Origin of the sequence: Streptomyces sp. NPDC047072 (genome assembly GCF_040643855.1) — a bacterium.
GTDB lineage: Bacteria > Actinomycetota > Actinomycetes > Streptomycetales > Streptomycetaceae > Streptomyces.
The window spans coordinates 1-16508 of the sequence record NZ_JBEYVC010000222.1 but is presented as its reverse complement, the minus strand read 5'-3'; the positions used below and the strand labels follow the sequence as shown (position 1 = coordinate 16508).

Sequence of the window (16508 nt, the reverse complement as noted above, 5' to 3'; positions counted from 1 at the left end):
GGTCGACCTGCGCGAGGTCCGTCCGGGCGGCGCGGCCGAGCGGATCTACGACCACTGGTCGGGGCCCCGGCGCCGGGTGGGCGACTCGACGTGCCTGGAGCTGCCCGCCGTACCCATGGAAGAGCTGGTCGCCCGGCTGCCCTCCACCAAGGCCCAGCAGCGGGTACGCGCCAAGCTGCGCAAGCTCACCTCGCTCGGGGTCGAGCGGCATGTCGTGGAGCCGGACGAGGTGGACAAGGCGCTGCGTCGGCTCATCGAGCTGCACGAGCTCCAGTGGCAGGGCCGGAAGGTGACCTCGGAGCATCTGCGGCCGCGGTTCCGCGACCACCTGGTGCGCTCGGTCGGGCCGATGGTGGCCTCCGGGGACGCGGTGGTCACCGAGTTCCGGCTGGACGACGACGTGGTGGCCGTGGACCTCACGCTGCTGTCGCAGCGGCTCGCGGGCGGCTATCTGTACGGCGCCCATCCCTGTCTGCGCGAACGCAAGGCGGACGTGGCGGTGATGCTGCTCGACGCGTGCACCCGGCACGCCCGGGGCACGCTGAGCCTGCTGCGCGGCACCGAGCCGTACAAGCAGCACTGGCGGCCCGAACCCGTCGTGAATCAGCGGCTGTTGCTGGCCCGGACGCACACCGCCCCGCTGCTGTCCGCGGTCGTCTGTGACGTCGCGGCCCGGCGGCGGGGCAAGGAGTTGCTGCTGCGCTGGCGGGACCGGAGGGAGCGCGACGGTGGCGGCAGGTCCTGAGCGGGCCTGCCGCCACCTTTCGACGGCCTGGTCGGTCGCCCTAGCGGTTGCGGGAGAACCAGTCGAGGCGCATGCACAGCTTCCCGCCGAGCCAGTACTCCACCCAGTCGCCCAGGTTCAGCGGCGAGCAGTTGGGCGGGGTCGTCGGCACGGGCGGCTTGGTGGGCTCGACCGGCGGGACCGTCGGCGTGGTCGGGACGGTCGGTGTCGTCGGTGTCGTGGGCTCGGTGGGCTTGGTCGGCTCCGGGGTCGGTGCCGGGGTCGGCTCACCGGTGCGGCCGAAGAGCACGGACCGGTAGACCGCGGACGACTTCGGGTTGGACCCGCACTGCCACACCCCGTGCGGGCAGTAGTCGGTCAGCGTGTTGTACAGCGGCTTGTGCTCGTCCATCCAGGCGAGCATGCGCTTCATGTACTCGGCGTTGTCGCCGTTGCGGAAAAGACCCCATTCCGGATACGAGACGGGCTTTCCGTGCGCCTTGGCGAAATCGACGTGTTCCTGAAGGCCGTAGGGCTCCTTGATCTGTTCGTCGAAGGTCAGTCCGGACGGCTGGTCGTAGGAATCCATTCCGACGATGTCGACCACGTCGTCACCCGGATAGCACTGGGTCCACGGAATGGCGTCCCGGCCGCGGGTCGGGGTGAAGTCGAACTTGAACTTCTGGCCGGGCACGGAGCGCATCGTGGTGACGATCCGCTTCCAGTACGCCTTCCAGGACGTCGGGTCGGGGCCGCAGCGGTGGGAGTACGTGGTGCCGTTCATCTCCCAGCCGAGCACGATCACCGTGTCCGGGACCTTCAGGTCGACCAGGTGCTGGGCGAGGAGGCGGTAGTGCTCGTCGAACTGGCCCGCCGCGCCCCGGCGCAGCAGCAGCCGGACCTGCATGTCGGAGAGGTTGTCCTCGTTGCGCTCCATCATCGGGACGTTGAGGACGAACATCCGGTCCGCGCGCTCCAGGCGCCAGTCCGCCCAGATGTCCAGGAAACCGGGCCTGCCCTCGATGTTGCTCCAGCGGTCGCCGGGCAGATAGGTGTGGCCGACGCGCAGGTCGGCGTTGCCCAGCCAGCGGCTGAGCTCGGCGATCCGCGCGATCCCGCGGGCGCCGTAGTCGAGGTAGGCGCCGAAGGCCGGGACGTCCTTGGGCACGACGGGCGGCACGGGCGGCACAGGCTCCACCGGCTTGACGGGGTCCACCGCCGGAACCGGGTCGGGAGTGACCGCCGGCGCGGGCGTCACCGCGGGCGTCGGAGCGGGAGGATCTCCGACCACTCCCACGGCGAAACCCGGACCCGACGCCAGGGCGGCCGACGCGGCCACGGTCGCCGCGATGAACGCCAGCCGTCCGGCACGAGCCCGTCTTTGCTGTGAGTCCATTCCTGCTCCTTTCTGCACTCTCTCGCGTTGTCCGACACCTGACACTCAGTCATATCAATATGAATTCCGCCACCGTGCTTACGGCTTTCGAGTGCGTCGATGGTCCGCACGGGTGAAGAGACCCGAGGAATAGCCCGTGTCGCTGTTCGACACCCGAGTCCCCGCCGTGCTGCTGCGGATCGACCGGAATCCCTTTCACCACGGCACGCTCGGTGCCGTCCGCTCGCTCGGCCGGGCGGGAGTGGACGTGCACGTGGTCGCCGACTGCGCGGGAAGCCCGGTCCGCCATTCGCGCTTCGTACGGCAGTTGCATCCCCCGCCGCCGCCCGGCGCCTCCCCGGACGCCATCGCCGCCGTGCTGCGCCGGGTCGCCGCCCGGTTCACCTGCCCGGCCGTGCTGATCCCGATGGACGACGCGAGCGCCGTCGCGGCGGCCCGGCTGCGGGCCGAGCTGGCCCCCTCCTATCTGCTGCCGCCACAGCCGCCGACGCTGGCCGAGCAAGTGGCGGACAAGGCGGAACTGGCCGAGATGTGCGCGCGGGTGGGGGTGCCGCATCCGGAGACGCTGGTCCCCGAGAGCACCGAGCAGGCCGCCGCGATGGCCTGGCGGCTGGGGCTGCCGGTCATCGCCAAGTGGAGCCGCCCCTGGCTGCTCCCTCCGGACAGCGGGCTGCGCAGCACGGTCGTGGTGCGCTCCACGCAGGAGGCGCGCGAGCTGTATCTGCGCACCGAGGAGGCGGGCAGTCGGCTGCTGCTCCAGGAGTTCCTGCCGCCGGGCCCGGAGCGGGACTGGTTCTTCCACGGGTACGTCGACCGCTCGGGTGCCGTGCGGGCGGGCGGGCCGGGGGTGAAGGAGCAGTCCTGGCCGCGCGGGGCCGGGCTGACCGCGGTGGGCCGCTGGAGACCGAACCCGCAGGTGCAGGGGCTCGCCGAGCGGCTGACCCGGGAGCTGGGCTATCGGGGCGTGCTCGACCTGGACTTCCGTCTGTGCGGTGCGACGGGGGCGTACCACCTGCTCGACTTCAACCCGCGGCCCGGCGCGCAGTTCCGGCTCTTCACCGACACCGCGGGCCTGGACGTCGTACGCGCGCTGCACCTGGACCTGACCCACCGTCCGCTGCCGGCCGGGATGCCGCTGCCCGGGCGGGCGTTCGTGGTGGAGAACTACGCGCCGCTGACCGCGCCGCGCCGGGGCGCCGGAGGCCGGGAGCTGGCGTGGCACGCGGGCGACGACCGGGTGCCGGGCTGGGCGATGTGGGCGCTGTGGGGCCGCCATGTGTCCCGTCGGCTGCTGGAGCGGGTGCGGCGCGTGTGCACACGGCCCGGCCGCCGGTCCCGCGCGGCCCAGGTGATCCGCCAGGCGGCGGCGCCTGCGGCGAGCAGGACGGACCTGGCGGCACTCCCGGAACCGGCCGAGGTGTCCGGTCCCACGGAACTTCCCGATCTCCCCGATCTCCCTGACGATCAGAAAGCGAGCAGTTGCTGATGTACGACCTTTTAGTGGTGGGTGCCGGTCCGTACGGGCTGTCCGTCGCGGCGCACGCGGCGGACGCCGGGCTGAGTCTGAAGGTGCTCGGGCGGCCCATGGCGTCCTGGCGCGACCACATGCCCCGCGGGATGTTCCTCAAGTCGGAGCCGTGGGCGTCCAACCTCTCCGCCCCGGACGGGCGGTGGACCCTGGACGCCTACTGCGCGGGCCAGGGTGTCACCGCGCGGCACGGCGAGCCGATCCCGGTCGAGATGTTCGCCGACTACGGCCTGTGGTTCGCGCGGAACGCCGTGCCCGAGGTCGACGAGCGCATGGTGACCCGGATCGCCGCTCACCCCGGCGGCTTCGAGGCGGTGACCGAGGACGGCCAGACCCTGCACGCCCGCACGGTCGCCCTGGCCGTCGGTGTCATGCCGTTCGTCGACATCCCCGCCGCCCTGCGCGACCTGGACCCCGCGCTCGTCTCGCACAGCACCCACCACAGCGCGCTCGACCGCTTCCACGACCGGGACGTCACGGTGATCGGCGGCGGCCAGGCGGCCCTGGAGACGGCGGCCCTCCTCGCCGAACAGGGCGCCCGCGCACGGGTGTTGGTCCGTGCGGACGTGCTCCGCTGGAACGACGTCCCGCCACCGTTCGAGCGCCCGTGGTGGCGCTCGGCCCGCGCCCCGCTCAGCGGCCTGGGCATCGGCTGGCGCAACTGGTTCTACGCCGAACGCCCCGGCCTCTTCCACCGCCTCCCGGAGTCCACGCGTGCGGAGGTCGCGGCCACCGCGCTGGGGCCCGCGGGCGCGTGGTGGGTGCGCGAGCGGGTGGAGCGGGGCGTGGAGGTGCGACTCGGCCAGGAGGTGGCGGCGGCCCGGGCGGTGGAGGGCGGCGTACGGCTGGAGGTGACGGGACGTCGACCGGGGACCCTGGAGAACCTGGAGACCGAACACGTCATCGCGGCCACGGGGTTCAGCGCGACGGTGGACCGACTGGGCCTGCTGACGGACGAGTTGCGCGGCGCCCTCACCGCGGCACCCGACGGATCCCCGCAGACCGTGAGGGACTTCGAGTCCTCCCACCCCGGCCTCTTCCTCGCGGGCCTGGTCACGGCCGCCGGCTATGGCCCGGCCATGCGCTTCGTGCACGGGGCGACGTACACGGCGGACGCTCTCGTACGAGGGGTGCGGCGCCGACTGCGCAAGGGCGCGGCCGGTGGCGCGGCCCGGGTGCCGGGGAGCCGGGACGGGCGGGGAGCGGTGGCCGCGGGGCGGGGGTGAGACGGCCTGCGGCGCTGGAACAGGACTCGGGTGGCGCGGGGCCTCGATGAGGCCGCGCGGCGGTTCCGCGACAGGGCTCGGGGAGGGGGCGCCGGGCTCTGGAGCGCGGCGCGAGTGGGACGGCTCTGCGGCGGGGCGCGGGTGCCGGGCTGGTTCGGCCCGGCACCCGGTGCGGCATTGATGCCCGTGTGGTGCGTCCGGCGCGACGGCAACGCCGCAGACGGGCGTGCCCAGCCCCGCGACGCCGGCATGATCCGCCGGACAGGCCCTAGCGGTGGGACGCGGTCCGGCCCCTGCGGTACAGCACGGCTCCGGCCACGATCATCGCGGCGCTGAGCCCCGAGGCACCCAGCATGGCCTCGCCGTTGCTGCCCGTGTGGGGCAGGTGCGGCGGGGTGGTGGGCGGTGTGGTCGACGGCGGGGTCGTCACGGGGGGCGTGGTCGCCGGCGGGGTCGTCGTCGGCGGGTACGACGGGGGCGTCGTCACCGGTGGCGTGGTGGCCGGAGGTGTCGTCGCGGGCGGCGTGGTCACCGGAGGCGTCGTCGTCGGAGGCTTGGTCTCCGGCGGGGTCGTCGTCGGCGGGTACGTCGTCGGAGGCGTCGTGACGGGCGGGGTGGTGGCCGGGGGCGTGGTCACCGGCGGGGTGGTGTGCGGCGGGGTCGCCGGGGGTCCCGTCACGGGCGGCGTCGTCACCGGCGGGGTCGTGGCCGGCGGAGTGTGGACCGGCGGCTTCGTCGGGGGCTTCGTGGGCGGCGGGGTCTCCTCGCAGTCGCCGCCGTAGCCACCGCCGTAACCGCCGCCGTAACCGCCGTCGCTCTCGCAGGACGAGTCGTCGCCGTAGCCGCGGTCGTGACCGTGGCGGTGGCTGCCGTGGTGTCCGCCCTTGTGTGAACCGCCGCCGCTCGCACAGGAGTTGCCGAACGTCGGGTTCAACGGGGCGATCACGTCCACGGAGTCGCCGCAGGCGTTGACCGGAACCTCGATCGGGGCGGCCACGTTGTTGCCGGACAGAACGCCCGGCGAGTCCTGTGCGGCCCCGCCCGCGTGCGACTCGGCGATCGCGGGGCTGCCGCACAGGGACAGAATGCTCGTCGCGGCGGCGGCCGCGACCACTCCCCTACTCAGGGTCTGTCGCAATTCTCTTGTTCTTCCTGCTCGGAGAAGAGAGGGAAAAGGCCGGCCTCGAACGGGTAGAAGACGTCCGAGGCCGGCCCGAGCACAGCCGAGTGGCTGATGCGCTACGTCGTCAGTCGTTGACGCAGGTGTTGCCGAACGCCGGGTTCAGCGCACCGATGACGTTCACGGAGAGGCCGCACACGTTGACGGGCACGTGGACCGGCACCTGCACGACGTTGCCGGAGAGGACACCCGGGGAACCGACGGCGGCACCTTCGGCACCCGCGTCCGCGAAGGCCGGGGCGGCCATACCGAGGGCCATCAGCGCACCCGCGACAACAGCAGCGGTCTTCTTCATGAGATTTCCCTTCTCTGCGGTCATGCCTCGATGACGGTAGAAACCGAGCGAGCACAGTCGGAACGGCTCGCACCATGACCGGCAGGCTGTAGAACGAGGAATAGACGGCAGAGGAAACCCCTGAACGCGAGTCGTCGCCGAATTCACTCGAACGCCCTCGGAGAAACGCTTCATCTGAGTAACGCAAAGGAAATTGACGGGACATCAGCAAAAATCGCCCGGGCATATGCCCGGGCGATTTCGTGGTGCTGTGTCAGCCGTTCTTCACACCGTTTCCGGCGAGGGCCGAGATGTCGCTCAGGATGTGCGAGGCCGGCTCGTCACCCTTGGCCTGGGTGCTGTTGTCGGCGCACTGCTGGTTCTGCGGGGCCGACAGGATCGGCACGTCCTGGAGGACGCCGACGGCGGCCAGGCCGACGATGCCCTGGGCGTTCGCCTTCGCGGGCAGGCCGATGCAGAGCTTGTTGGCCGTGCTCTGGACCAGGGTGGCCTGCGGGCTCATGTCGCCCTTGGTCACCGAGTTGCCGAACTTGTCGTGCGCGCCGTTGCCGCTGGCGGACGTGGTGCCGGTGTCGTCACCGATGGCCATGGCGGGTGAAGCGACACCGACCACACACGCAGCCACGCCCGCGGCGGCCATTGCCTTCTTCAGCATTTTCCGTTCCTTTCCCAGGTGCATCACCACGACGCACGCTCCTGCGTCCGCATCAACCGGCTCCCCGGTTTTTGGTTGCGGGAGTTCACCCGCCCGATCGCCGCACTGCGCCATCGGAGTGAAAGGGAGCAACCACACCGGCCCGGCGCAGTTGACCAAGGCGCTCCGGTGGACGGGGTTTCTCCAGAAGGGATTAGCAAGTGATCAAGAAGGTTCTGGCTTCCGCCGCGGTCGCCGCTTCCGTAGTGGGTGCTGCCTCCCCCGCCATGGCGATCGGCAACGACAACGGCACCACCTCCGCCAGCGGCAACGGTGCCCACCAGTCGTTCGGCAACTCGGCCACCTACGGCAACATGAGCCCGCAGATGGCGCTCATCCAGGGTTCCCTGAACAAGCCCTGCATCGGTCTGCCCGCGAAGGCGAACCTCCAGGGTCTCGTCGGCGTCGCCGCCGTCGGCGTTCTGCAGGACGTGCCGATCCTGTCGGCCCCGCAGAACCAGCAGTGTGTCGAGAACTCCACCCAGGCCAAGGGCGACGAGCCGCTGTCGCACATCCTGGACGACATCTCGGCCCTCTCCGGCAACGGCGGCGGCAACCACTGATCCGTCGTCCAGCCTCTCAGCGGGTCGCCGAACTCTCGGCGGCCCGCTGTTTTTTCGTGGTGCGCCGAACGCCGCAGGGGCGCCCGCGTCGTCCGGAAACGCGCTGGGCCAAACGGGGCAAAGACCGCAACCTCGGCCGGGGTCCACGCGTTGACGATCATGCAACTCCCTCCCCGGAGTCCGTTTTTCGAAGGGAACGAACATGAAGAAGCTGTGGGCAACCGCGGCTGTTGCCGCGTCCGTCGCCGGTGTCGCGGCCGCGGCCGCCCCCCAGGCGCTCGCCATCGGCAACGACAGCGGCACCACGTCCGCCAGTGGCAACGGCGCCTCGCAGGAGTTCGGCAACTCGGCCACGTTCGGCGACATGAGCCCGCAGCTCTCGCTGGTCCAGGGTTCGCTGAACAAGCCCTGTGTCGGTCTGCCGGCGAAGCTCAACCTCCAGGGCCTCGTCGGCGTCGCCGCCGTCGGTGTCCTGCAGGACGTGCCGATCCTGTCGGCCCCGCAGAACCAGCAGTGCGTCGAGAACTCCACCCAGGCCAAGGGCGACGAGCCGCTGTCGCACATCCTGGACGACATCTCGGCCCTCTCCGGCAACGGCGCGGGCAACGGCTGAGTCTCCCCGCTCCGCCGCGACGGCGGGTCACCGGTTCTCCGGTGGCCCGCCGTTTCGCGTGCCGCTACTTCGCGTAGATCGCCTCGACGTCCCGCGCGTACGCCGTCGTCACCACGTGCCGCTTGACCTTGAGGGAGGGCGTGAGCATGCCGTTGTCCTCGGTGAACTCGCCCTCGACCAGCCGGAAGGCGCGGATCGACTCGGCGCGCGAGACGGCCGCGTTGGCGTGGTCGACGGCCTGCTGGATGTCGGCGCGCAGCCGCGCGTCCCCGGCGAGTTCGGCGAAGGGGGTGTCCCTGGGCAGCCCGCGCACCGACAGCCAGTGCTCCATCGCCTCGGGGTCCAGGGTGATCAGGGCGGCCACGAAGGGGCGGTTGTCGCCGACGACGAGGCACTGCCCGACGGGGGCGCGGCTGCGCAGCCGGTCCTCCAGGACGGCCGGGGAGACGTTCTTGCCCCCTGAGGTGACCAGCAGGTCCTTCTTGCGCCCGGTGATGGTGAGGTAGCCGTCGCCGTCGAGCGCGCCGAGGTCGCCGGTGGCGAACCACTCGTCGGTGAGGACGGCGTCGGTGGCCGCCGGGTTGTTCCAGTAGGCACCGAAGACGACCGCGCCCTTGACGAGGACCTCGCCGTCGCCGGCGATCCGGATCGCGGTGCCGGGGACGGGCTGTCCGACCGTGCCGGGGCGGGGCCTGAGCGGCGGGACGATGGTCGCGGCGGCCGTCGTCTCGGTGAGGCCGTAGCCCTCGTAGACGATGATGCCCGCCGCGTAGAAGAAGAGGCTCAGTTCTCGGTCGAGGGGGGATCCGCCGCTGATGGCGTAGCGCATGCGGCCGCCGAGTTCCTTGCGGATACGGCGGTACACCAGCAGGTCGTACAGGGCCCAGGCGGCGTAGAGGCCCAGGCCGGGGCCCTTGCCGGTGTCGAGGAACTTGTTCAGGTACGCCTCGCCGAAGCGGACGCCGATGCGGTGGGCGCGGTCGAAGGAGGCGGCGCGGCCGATCTTCTCGGCGGTGGCGCGGCCGGTGGCGTGGATCTTCTCGAAGAGGTACGGCACGCCGACGATGAAGGTGGGGCGGAACTCCCGGAGCGCGGGCCGTAGTTCGTCGGGCTTGATGCTCGGGCAGTGGCCGATCTCGATGCGGGCCATCAGACAGGCGATCTGGATCGTGCGGCCCATGATGTGGGCGAGCGGGAGGAAGAGCAGGGTGGAGGCGACCTGGCCGGTGACCGCCTCGAAGACGGGATGCAGCAGTTCGACGGTGTTGGCGGCCTCGGCGTGCAGGTTGCCGTGGGTCAGGACGCAGCCCTTGGGGCGGCCGGTGGTGCCGGAGGTGTAGCAGACGGTGGCGACGGTGTCCGGGCTCAGGGAGGTGCGGCGCTTGGTGACCTCCTCGTCGGGGACGTCCGCGCCGAGGGAGATCAACCCGGCCAGTTCTCCCGCCTCCAACTGCCATACATGCGGCGCGTGTTCGTGGGCGGAGGTGCCGACGGTGAGGGTGTCGGCGTTCTCCGCCGTCTCGACGACGACGTGCCGGGCACCGGAGTCGCGGACGATCCAGTCGACCTGCTCGGCGGAGGAGGTCGCGTAGACCGGGACGGTCTGGCCGCCGGCCGCCCAGATCGCGAAGTCCAGGACCGTCCACTCGTAACGGGTGCGGGACATCACGGCGACGCGGCCGCCCGGTTCGAGCCCCGCCGCGATCAACCCCTTGGCGACGGCGGTCACTTCGGCGGCGAAGGCGGTGGCCGTGACGGGATGCCAGGCGCCGTTCCGCTCGCGGCGCAGGACCACGGCGTCCGGCGCCTGAACCGCGTTGGTGAACGGGAGGTCGGCGATGCTTCCGGTGGCCGGGGTCGCGACGAGCGGCGGGGTGCGTGCCTCGCGTACGACGCCGTCGGCGTCCCTGACCACCTCGACCCTGGCGCGGGCGGCCAGGTCGGCACGCTGCTTCGCCCGCTTCAGGTCCTTGCGTACGCCCATGACGGCTCCCCGGTCGGCTCGGACAGGACAGCTAACTTACTGACGCGTAACGAAAGGTCAATGGGTCCGGCGCTACTCGGCGAGATGCCGGGCCTGGCGGATGGTGTCGGCGAGTTGACGTACCGCGCTGTCCTCGGTGGTGTCGGCCAAGTCGTCGGCGCGTTCGGCGAGTTCGCTCAGGGAGGGGCGGCCGGGGAGGGCGTCGCCGCGGTCGCGCAGGGCGTCGGCGAACCAGGCGGCGACCGCGGTGACCTGGAAGCGGGCGCCCGCGTCGCGGACCGAGCCGGCGAGGTCGTCGGTGTCCAGCTGGCCGTTCTCCTCGTGCGGGGCGCGGGTGTCCGGGTCCTGCCAGCGGACCGTCGCGGTGGCGAGGTGGCCCTCGGCGCCCGGGCGGGTGCGGACGGCGTAGAGGGCGGTGACGGTGTGGCCGGGGCCGACCTCGCCGCCGTCCACTCGGTCGTCGCGGAAGTCGTCGTCGGCGACGCGGCGGTCGTCGTAGCCGACGAGGCGGAAGGAGGACACGGTCTCGGGGTCGAAGGCGACCTGGGCCTTGGCGTCGCGGGCGGTGAGGTCGATGTTCTGCGGGAGCTGCTCGCAGAAGACCTTCTCGGCGTCGTCCGCGCCGGAGACGTAGACGGTGTGGCCGTCGCCCTTGTCGGCGAGGCGTTCCATCAGGGCGTCGCCGTAGTCGCTGCCGACGCCGACGCCGAAGAGGGTGATGCCGTGTTCGCGGCGGGCGCCGTCGATGCGGTCGAGGATCGAGTCGGCGTCCGTGTCACCGGTGTTGGCGAGGGCGTCGGAGACGAGGACGACCCGGTTGGTGGCGCCCTCGCGCAGGCCGTCGACGGCCGTCTCGTAGCCGGTCTCCACGCCCGCGCCGAGGTTGGTGGAGTACGTCGGCTCCAGGCTGTCGATCGCCTTGTGGATCTTGTCGCGGTGGCCGCCGAGGCGGGTCATCGGCAGGACCTGTTCGGCCTGGTCGCTGAAGGTGACGAGGGCGACCGAGTCGTCGTCGTGCAGGCGCTCGGTCATGGTGTCGAGGGACTGCTGGGCGAGGTCGAGGCGGCCGGGTTCGGACATGGAGCCGGAGATGTCGATGACGAAGGTGAGGGCGGCGGGCGGGCGTTCGTCCTGGTCGTCCGAGGTGCCCCTGGTGGCCAGGCCCACGCGGACCAGGGACCAGTCGTCGTCGCCGGTGCGGGCGCCGTCGACGGTGACCGTGAAGCCGTTGCCGTCGGGGCGGTCGTAGTCCTGGCGGAAGCTGTTGACGAACTCCTCGGGGCGGATCGTCGAGGGGTCGGGGCGGCGGCCCTCGGCGAGGGTGCGGCGGGCGTAGCCGTAGGAGGCGGTGTCCACGTCGAGGGCGAAGGTGGAGAGGTAGTCGGGTGCCTGTGACTCCGGGGACTCGAAGTCGCGGGACTCGTCGGAGTCCTGTTCGCCCTCGGGCTGGTCGGGGGCCGGGAAGGCCGAGCCGTACGAGCCGCCCTTCGACCCGTCGGCGCTGCTCCTGCTTCCGCTGTCGTCGCCGCCCCCGCAACCGGTGAGCAGCAGGCCGCCCGCCAGTGTGAGGGCGAGCATCACCTGTCGTGTCCGCTGTCGCTCCATCGTCCGTACCCCCTGGGCCTGTTGACGTCGGCTTCTGCGACTGTGACGGGCCAGGGGGCCGGAACGTGCGCTACGGAGCGTTGCGGAAGGGTCTCAAAGGGGGCACGAAGGGCGGCTGTTGAGACCGGTGGGTGATCCTCCGTTGACCTAGGAGACCACGTCCTTGCGGGCGAAACCCCTGAAGGCCAGGGCGAACAGCACCAGGGCGAGCGTTATCGACAGGGAGGTGCCCTGGATCATGTCGGACCAGTCCAGGCGGGGGCGGACGGCGTCGAGCCAGGCGTACTGCCAGTGCGCGGGCAGGAAGTCGCGCCAGTCGCCGAGGGCCGTCACCGAGTCGAGGACGTTGCCGATGATGGTCAGGCCCACCGCGCCGCCAACCGCCCCGAGCGGGGCGTCCGTTCGGGTGGAGAGCCAGAACGCCAGGGCAGCGGTGACGAGTTGGGAGACGAAGATGTACGCCACGGTGATCAGCAGGCGTTGGGCCGCCGTGCCCGGGGCCAGCGAGCCGCCGGTCGGCAGCTCCAAGGGACCCCATCCGTACGCGACCGTGCCGACGGCGAGGGCGACCACCGGCAGCAGGATCATCGCGCCGAGGCTGAGGGTGAGGCCGACGACGAGCTTGGACCACAGCAGCCGGGCCCTCGGCACGGGGGCCGCGAGCAGATAGCGCAGCGAGGACCAGCTGGCCTCCGAGGCGACGGTGTCCCCGCAGAACAGGGCGACCGGGACGACCAGCAGGAATCCGGCCGAGGCGAAGAGGTTGACCGCGGCGAAGTTCGCCCCGGACAGGGTGGCCGTGTCCATCAGGCCGGTCTGGTTGTTGTTGGATCCCGGCCCGCCGCCCAGCTGGAACGCGATCAGCAGGACGAAGGGCAGGGCGACGAGGATGCCGTACATGACGAGGGTGCGGCGGCGCTTCAACTGCCGTACCAGCTCGACCCTGAGGGGCAGTGTGCGGCCCGCGCGGTAGCCGTCGGCGACCTCCGCGCGCCCTTCCAGGGTGGCGCTCATGCGTGGTCTCCGATCAGGGTGAGGAAGGCGTCTTCGAGGCGGCGGTGCGGGCCGACCGAGGTCACCGGGACCTCCAGCCGGACGAGTTCGGCGACCAGGCGCTGGGCGGTGCCGTCCGCGTCGAGCCGTACCAGAAGGCCGTCGTCGGTGGGGTCGGCCGAGGCGATGCCGGGCAGCGCGGCGATCTTCTCCACGACGGGCTCCTCCAGGGGTACGGCGGTGCCGACCAGGAGGGTGTCGCCGGAGCCGACGATCTCGCCGACCGGGCCCGCCTGGACGAGCCGGCCGCGGTCCATCACCACGAGGTGGGTGCAGGACTGCTCGACCTCGGAGAGCAGATGGCTGGAGACGATGACCGTACGGCCGGCCGCCGCGTAGCGGATCATCACCTCGCGCATCTCGCGGATCTGCGGCGGGTCGAGGCCGTTGGTCGGCTCGTCGAGGATCAGCAGGTCCGGCAGGCCCAGCATGGCCTGGGCGATGGCCAGGCGCTGGCGCATGCCCTGGGAGTAGGTGCGCACCGCGCGGGCCAACGCGTCGCCCAGGCCGGCGATTTCGAGCGCCTCGTCCATGTGGGCGTCCTCGGGCGGGCGGCCGGTGGCCTGCCAGTACAGCTCCAGGTTCTCCCGGCCCGACAGGTGCGGGAGGAAGCCCGCACCCTCGACGAAGGCGCCGACGCGGGAGAGGACGGGGGCGCCGGGGGCGATGGCGTGGCCGAAGACGCGGATCTCGCCGCCGTCCGGCTTGATCAGGCCCATCAGCATGCGCAACGTGGTCGTCTTTCCGGCGCCGTTGGGGCCGAGCAGGCCGAGGACCTGGCCCTTCTCGACGCGGAAGGAGAGGTCGCGGACGGCGTACCGGTCGGTGGACTTGGCGTACTTCTTGCTCAAGTCCGTGATCTGGAGCGGGACTTCGGCGAGCGCCGGGTCGGGGGCGGCGGGGGCCACGGTCCGGCGGCGGCCGGTGAGAACGAGGGCCAGGGCGACCAGGGCGCCGGCGAGCGGCAGCCACCAGGTCCAGGCGGGCAGCGGGGCGCGGGTGTTCTTCTCCGCGAGGGCGGTGGGGACCTGGAGGTCGCCGCTCTTGAGGGAGACGGTGTACGTCGCCGGGGTGGTCGGGGAGGCGTAGGCGAGGTCGGTGGAGGCGAGGACCAGCTTGAGGCGGTGGCCGTCGTCGATCTCGTGGTCGATCGCCGGGAGGGTGATCGTGACGTCCTTGCCGGCCTTCGCGCCAACTACCTTGACGGGCTCGACGAGTTGGGAGGGCAGCGTCTGCTGGCGGCCGTCCGGGCCGACGTCGTACAGCTTGGCGAAGAGGACGGCTTCGTCGCTCGTCGACTTCACATGGACGGTGACCGTGGACGAACCGGTGATCTGGAGATCGTCCTTGACCGGCGCCGACTCGAACGAGGCGAACTGGCCGGGGAAGTCGAGGGAGAGGGAGACACCGAGCGAGGAGAGCTGGGAGAGGCCGCCGGCGGCGCTGCCGAGACCGGGGAGGGCCGAGATCCCGGGCGGGCTGGCGCCGGCCGGGTTGGCGAAACTCTGCTCTCGTCCGGTCAGCGTGATTTCGTGCTCGTCGCTCTCCAGGCCGGGGTACTTGTCCGCGGTCACGCCCCGCAGGCGGGGCTCGCCGTCGCCGGTCCCCGTGCCGAGGGTGCGGGTGACGCGGAAGGCGGGGCCGGTGTCGGTTCCCTTGTCGTCCTTGAGGTAGCGGTCGAACCAGTTCGTGACGCGGGACTGGACGCGGCTCGTCTCCAGGTCGCCGCCGTCATGGCCGCCGGCGATCCAGTCGACGTCCACGGGGGCGCCGTTGGCGCGGATCGCCTTCGCGGCGGCGTCGGCCTGGTTCAGGGGGAAGAGGGAGTCGGTCTGGCCCTGGAGGAGGAGCGTGGGGACCTTGATGTTCTTCGCCACGGCCGACGGGGAGCGCTCCTCCAGCATCTTCTCGGCCTGCGCGTCCGGGGTGCCGGACTCGGCGACGCGCTCGTACATCGCGCAGATCTGCGGCTCGAACTTGTCGCAGCCGCCCGCGGAGTTGACGAAGATGCCGGCCCAGAGCTTCTTGAAGACGCCGTTCGGGAACAGGGCGTCCGAGAGGTTCCAGTACGTGATCGAGGGGGCGATGGCGTCCACGCGGTCGTCGTAGCCGGCGGCGAGGAGGGAGATCGCGCCGCCGTAGCTCGCGCCGGTCACGCCGACGCGGGGGTCGCCGGGCTTGTCGAGCTGAACCTGGGGTTGTTTCGCGAGCCAGTCGATGAGCTTGCTGACGTCCTTGACCTCGGCGTCGGGGTCGTTGAGGCCGACCTTTCCTGTCGACCTGCCGAAGCCGCGGGCGGACCAGGTGAGGACCGCGTAGCCGTCTCTCGCGAGCTTCTCGGCCTCCGCGCGGACGTCGTTCTTGCTGCCGCCGAAGCCGTGGCCTATGAGGACGGCCGGGCGTTTCTCGGTGCCTTTGCCTGCCGTGAAGTACGAAGTGTCTATGCGGACGCCGTCGATCGACATGATCTGGTCCGCGCGGTGCACCGGGGGTGGGTCGTCGGAGGCAGTGGCCGTCCATGTCCCGGCGGCTGCGAGGACGACGGCGGAGGCCGCGGCGGCGATCCACCGTGGCCTCCGGAGGCGTCGAAGATCCATGTTTCAACGGTACGGGGTGAAGCTGTCGGGGACTTATCGACCGGGGGGTGAGGTGGGGGCCATCCTCTGGGGGGACGGGGGTTCTTGGCGTACAGCAGGTGCGGTACGGCTATGGGGGTGGGGGCTGTGTTGTCGGCCGCCTGCTGCGTCGTTGTGGCTGGTCGCGCAGTTCCCCGCGCCCCTGGGTGGGTTCAGTCCAGCGGGATCGACACCAACCACCTCGTTGCCCTTCTCGGGCGGAGGTAGAGGGCCCAGTAGAGAGTTGCTGCCGCTGTGACGCCTCCTGTCCAGAGGAGATACTGCGGGTCCTGCTGGGTCAGGATGTAGGTCAGGACCGCTATCAGGGCTATCGGCATCGTGGGCCACAGGGGCATGCGCCAGGCCGGGTGTGCTTGTGGGGGTTGCGGCGGGAGAGCAGGGCGGCCACCGCGACCAGGAGGTACATGCCGGTCACCGAGACGCCTGTCACGCCGTACAACGTGTCCAGGTTCACGAAGCAGAGGGCTGCGCCCGGGACGCCTACGGCCAGGGGGGCGACCCACGGACTGCCGAAGCGGCCCAGTTTCGCGAAGGCGTTGTTGATCGGGATCGGCCAGGCCTTGTCCCTCGCTGAGGCGAAGAGGACGCGGGAGTTCTGGATGACCATGACGATGCCGGCGTTGATGATCGCGAGGGCCACGCAGAGGCTGACGAAGGTGCCGACCGCGGAGGTGGACCAGGCCGTGACCATGGCGCCGATGTCGCCGCCGGTCAGTGCGGGGAGGTCGGAGGCGCCCATGGTGATCGCCGCGACCGGGACCAGGATGATCACCGAGGAGATGGCGAGGGTGGCGAGGACGGTTCGGGCCACGTCGCGGCGGGGGTTCTCCAACTCCTCGGAGAGATAGACGGCCGTCGAGAAGCCCTGGGTGACGAAGAGGGCGATCGCGAGGCCGGAGACGACGAGCATGACCGTGACGATGGACTTCGACTCCATCCAGACCTCGGTGGAGAAGACCCGCAGGCTGGTCGTGGTCCATGAGGCGCCGGTGTTCTTCGGCTCGGGCGCGG

13 protein-coding genes and 2 pseudogenes are annotated in these 16508 nt (G+C 71.3%); 6 read left to right on the top strand and 9 right to left on the bottom strand.

The genetic code is table 11. The features are described from left to right. On the top strand, positions 1 to 745 hold a 745-nt coding region (locus ABZ896_RS47590), incomplete at its 5' end, for a GNAT family N-acetyltransferase (protein ID WP_360943883.1). Between the two features lie 40 nt (positions 746 to 785). Here the strand turns inward: ABZ896_RS47590 and ABZ896_RS47585 are convergent. Then, positions 786 to 2120 carry a glycosyl hydrolase gene (locus ABZ896_RS47585; protein WP_360943880.1) on the bottom strand — a complete coding sequence of 445 codons (1335 nt, stop codon included), beginning with the start codon at positions 2118 to 2120 and terminating at the stop codon, positions 786 to 788. A 136-nt stretch (positions 2121 to 2256) separates the two neighbouring features. Between ABZ896_RS47585 and ABZ896_RS47580 the strand changes: the two genes are divergently transcribed. Next, the gene (locus ABZ896_RS47580) at positions 2257 to 3606 is read left to right on the top strand and encodes an ATP-grasp domain-containing protein (protein WP_360943877.1); all 1350 of its coding nucleotides are present in this window, start codon (positions 2257 to 2259) and stop codon (positions 3604 to 3606) included. Next, a complete protein-coding gene (locus ABZ896_RS47575) occupies positions 3606 to 4874 on the top strand; it encodes an NAD(P)-binding domain-containing protein (RefSeq protein WP_360943874.1) in 1269 nt (422 codons plus the stop codon). The genes ABZ896_RS47580 and ABZ896_RS47575 overlap by 1 nt, the downstream gene beginning before the upstream one ends. Before the next feature lie 268 nt (positions 4875 to 5142). Here ABZ896_RS47575 and ABZ896_RS47570 read toward each other — a convergent pair whose 3' ends face one another. The 3 genes from ABZ896_RS47570 to ABZ896_RS47560 form a co-directional block, all read right to left on the bottom strand. Further along, positions 5143 to 6012: a chaplin gene (locus ABZ896_RS47570; protein ID WP_360943871.1), complete on the bottom strand. Its 870-nt coding sequence runs from the start codon at positions 6010 to 6012 to the stop codon at positions 5143 to 5145. Between the two features lie 109 nt (positions 6013 to 6121). After that, positions 6122 to 6349 (bottom strand): chaplin ChpD, encoded by a 228-nt coding sequence (chpD, locus tag ABZ896_RS47565; protein ID WP_360943886.1) that lies wholly within the window; start codon positions 6347 to 6349, stop codon positions 6122 to 6124. A 253-nt stretch (positions 6350 to 6602) separates the two neighbouring features. Then, positions 6603 to 7004 (bottom strand): rodlin, encoded by a 402-nt coding sequence (locus ABZ896_RS47560; protein WP_360943868.1) that lies wholly within the window; start codon positions 7002 to 7004, stop codon positions 6603 to 6605. A gap of 200 nt (positions 7005 to 7204) precedes the next feature. Here ABZ896_RS47560 and ABZ896_RS47555 point away from each other — a divergent pair, with 200 nt between their 5' ends. Together ABZ896_RS47555 and ABZ896_RS47550 are read left to right on the top strand one after the other, a co-directional pair. Further along, positions 7205 to 7606 (top strand): rodlin, encoded by a 402-nt coding sequence (locus ABZ896_RS47555; RefSeq protein ID WP_360943865.1) that lies wholly within the window; start codon positions 7205 to 7207, stop codon positions 7604 to 7606. Between the two features lie 202 nt (positions 7607 to 7808). After that, positions 7809 to 8219 (top strand): rodlin, encoded by a 411-nt coding sequence (locus ABZ896_RS47550; RefSeq protein ID WP_360943862.1) that lies wholly within the window; start codon positions 7809 to 7811, stop codon positions 8217 to 8219. Positions 8220 to 8283: 64 nt separating this feature from the next. Here the strand turns inward: ABZ896_RS47550 and ABZ896_RS47545 are convergent, their stop codons facing one another. The 5 genes and pseudogenes from ABZ896_RS47545 to ABZ896_RS47525 form a co-directional block, all read right to left on the bottom strand. Then, on the bottom strand, positions 8284 to 10203 hold the full coding sequence (locus ABZ896_RS47545; RefSeq protein ID WP_360943859.1) for an AMP-dependent synthetase/ligase: 1920 nt from the start codon (positions 10201 to 10203) through the stop codon (positions 8284 to 8286). 72 nt (positions 10204 to 10275) lie between these two features. Then, the gene (locus ABZ896_RS47540) at positions 10276 to 11808 is read right to left on the bottom strand and encodes a von Willebrand factor type A domain-containing protein (RefSeq protein ID WP_360943856.1); all 1533 of its coding nucleotides are present in this window, start codon (positions 11806 to 11808) and stop codon (positions 10276 to 10278) included. Positions 11809 to 11955: 147 nt separating this feature from the next. Continuing rightward, a complete protein-coding gene (locus tag ABZ896_RS47535) occupies positions 11956 to 12822 on the bottom strand; it encodes an ABC transporter permease (protein WP_360943854.1) in 867 nt (288 codons plus the stop codon). Then, positions 12819 to 15458 carry an alpha/beta fold hydrolase gene (locus ABZ896_RS47530; RefSeq protein ID WP_360943851.1) on the bottom strand — a complete coding sequence of 880 codons (2640 nt, stop codon included), beginning with the start codon at positions 15456 to 15458 and terminating at the stop codon, positions 12819 to 12821. The genes ABZ896_RS47535 and ABZ896_RS47530 overlap by 4 nt, the downstream gene beginning before the upstream one ends. A gap of 191 nt (positions 15459 to 15649) precedes the next feature. Further along, positions 15650 to 16416, bottom strand: a pseudogene (locus ABZ896_RS47525) (amino acid permease); the annotation flags it as partial. Between the two features lies 1 nt (position 16417). On the opposite strand from ABZ896_RS47525, the pseudogene ABZ896_RS47520 reads away from it, so the two are divergent. Next, a pseudogene (locus ABZ896_RS47520) lies at positions 16418 to 16508 on the top strand (transketolase C-terminal domain-containing protein); the annotation flags it as partial.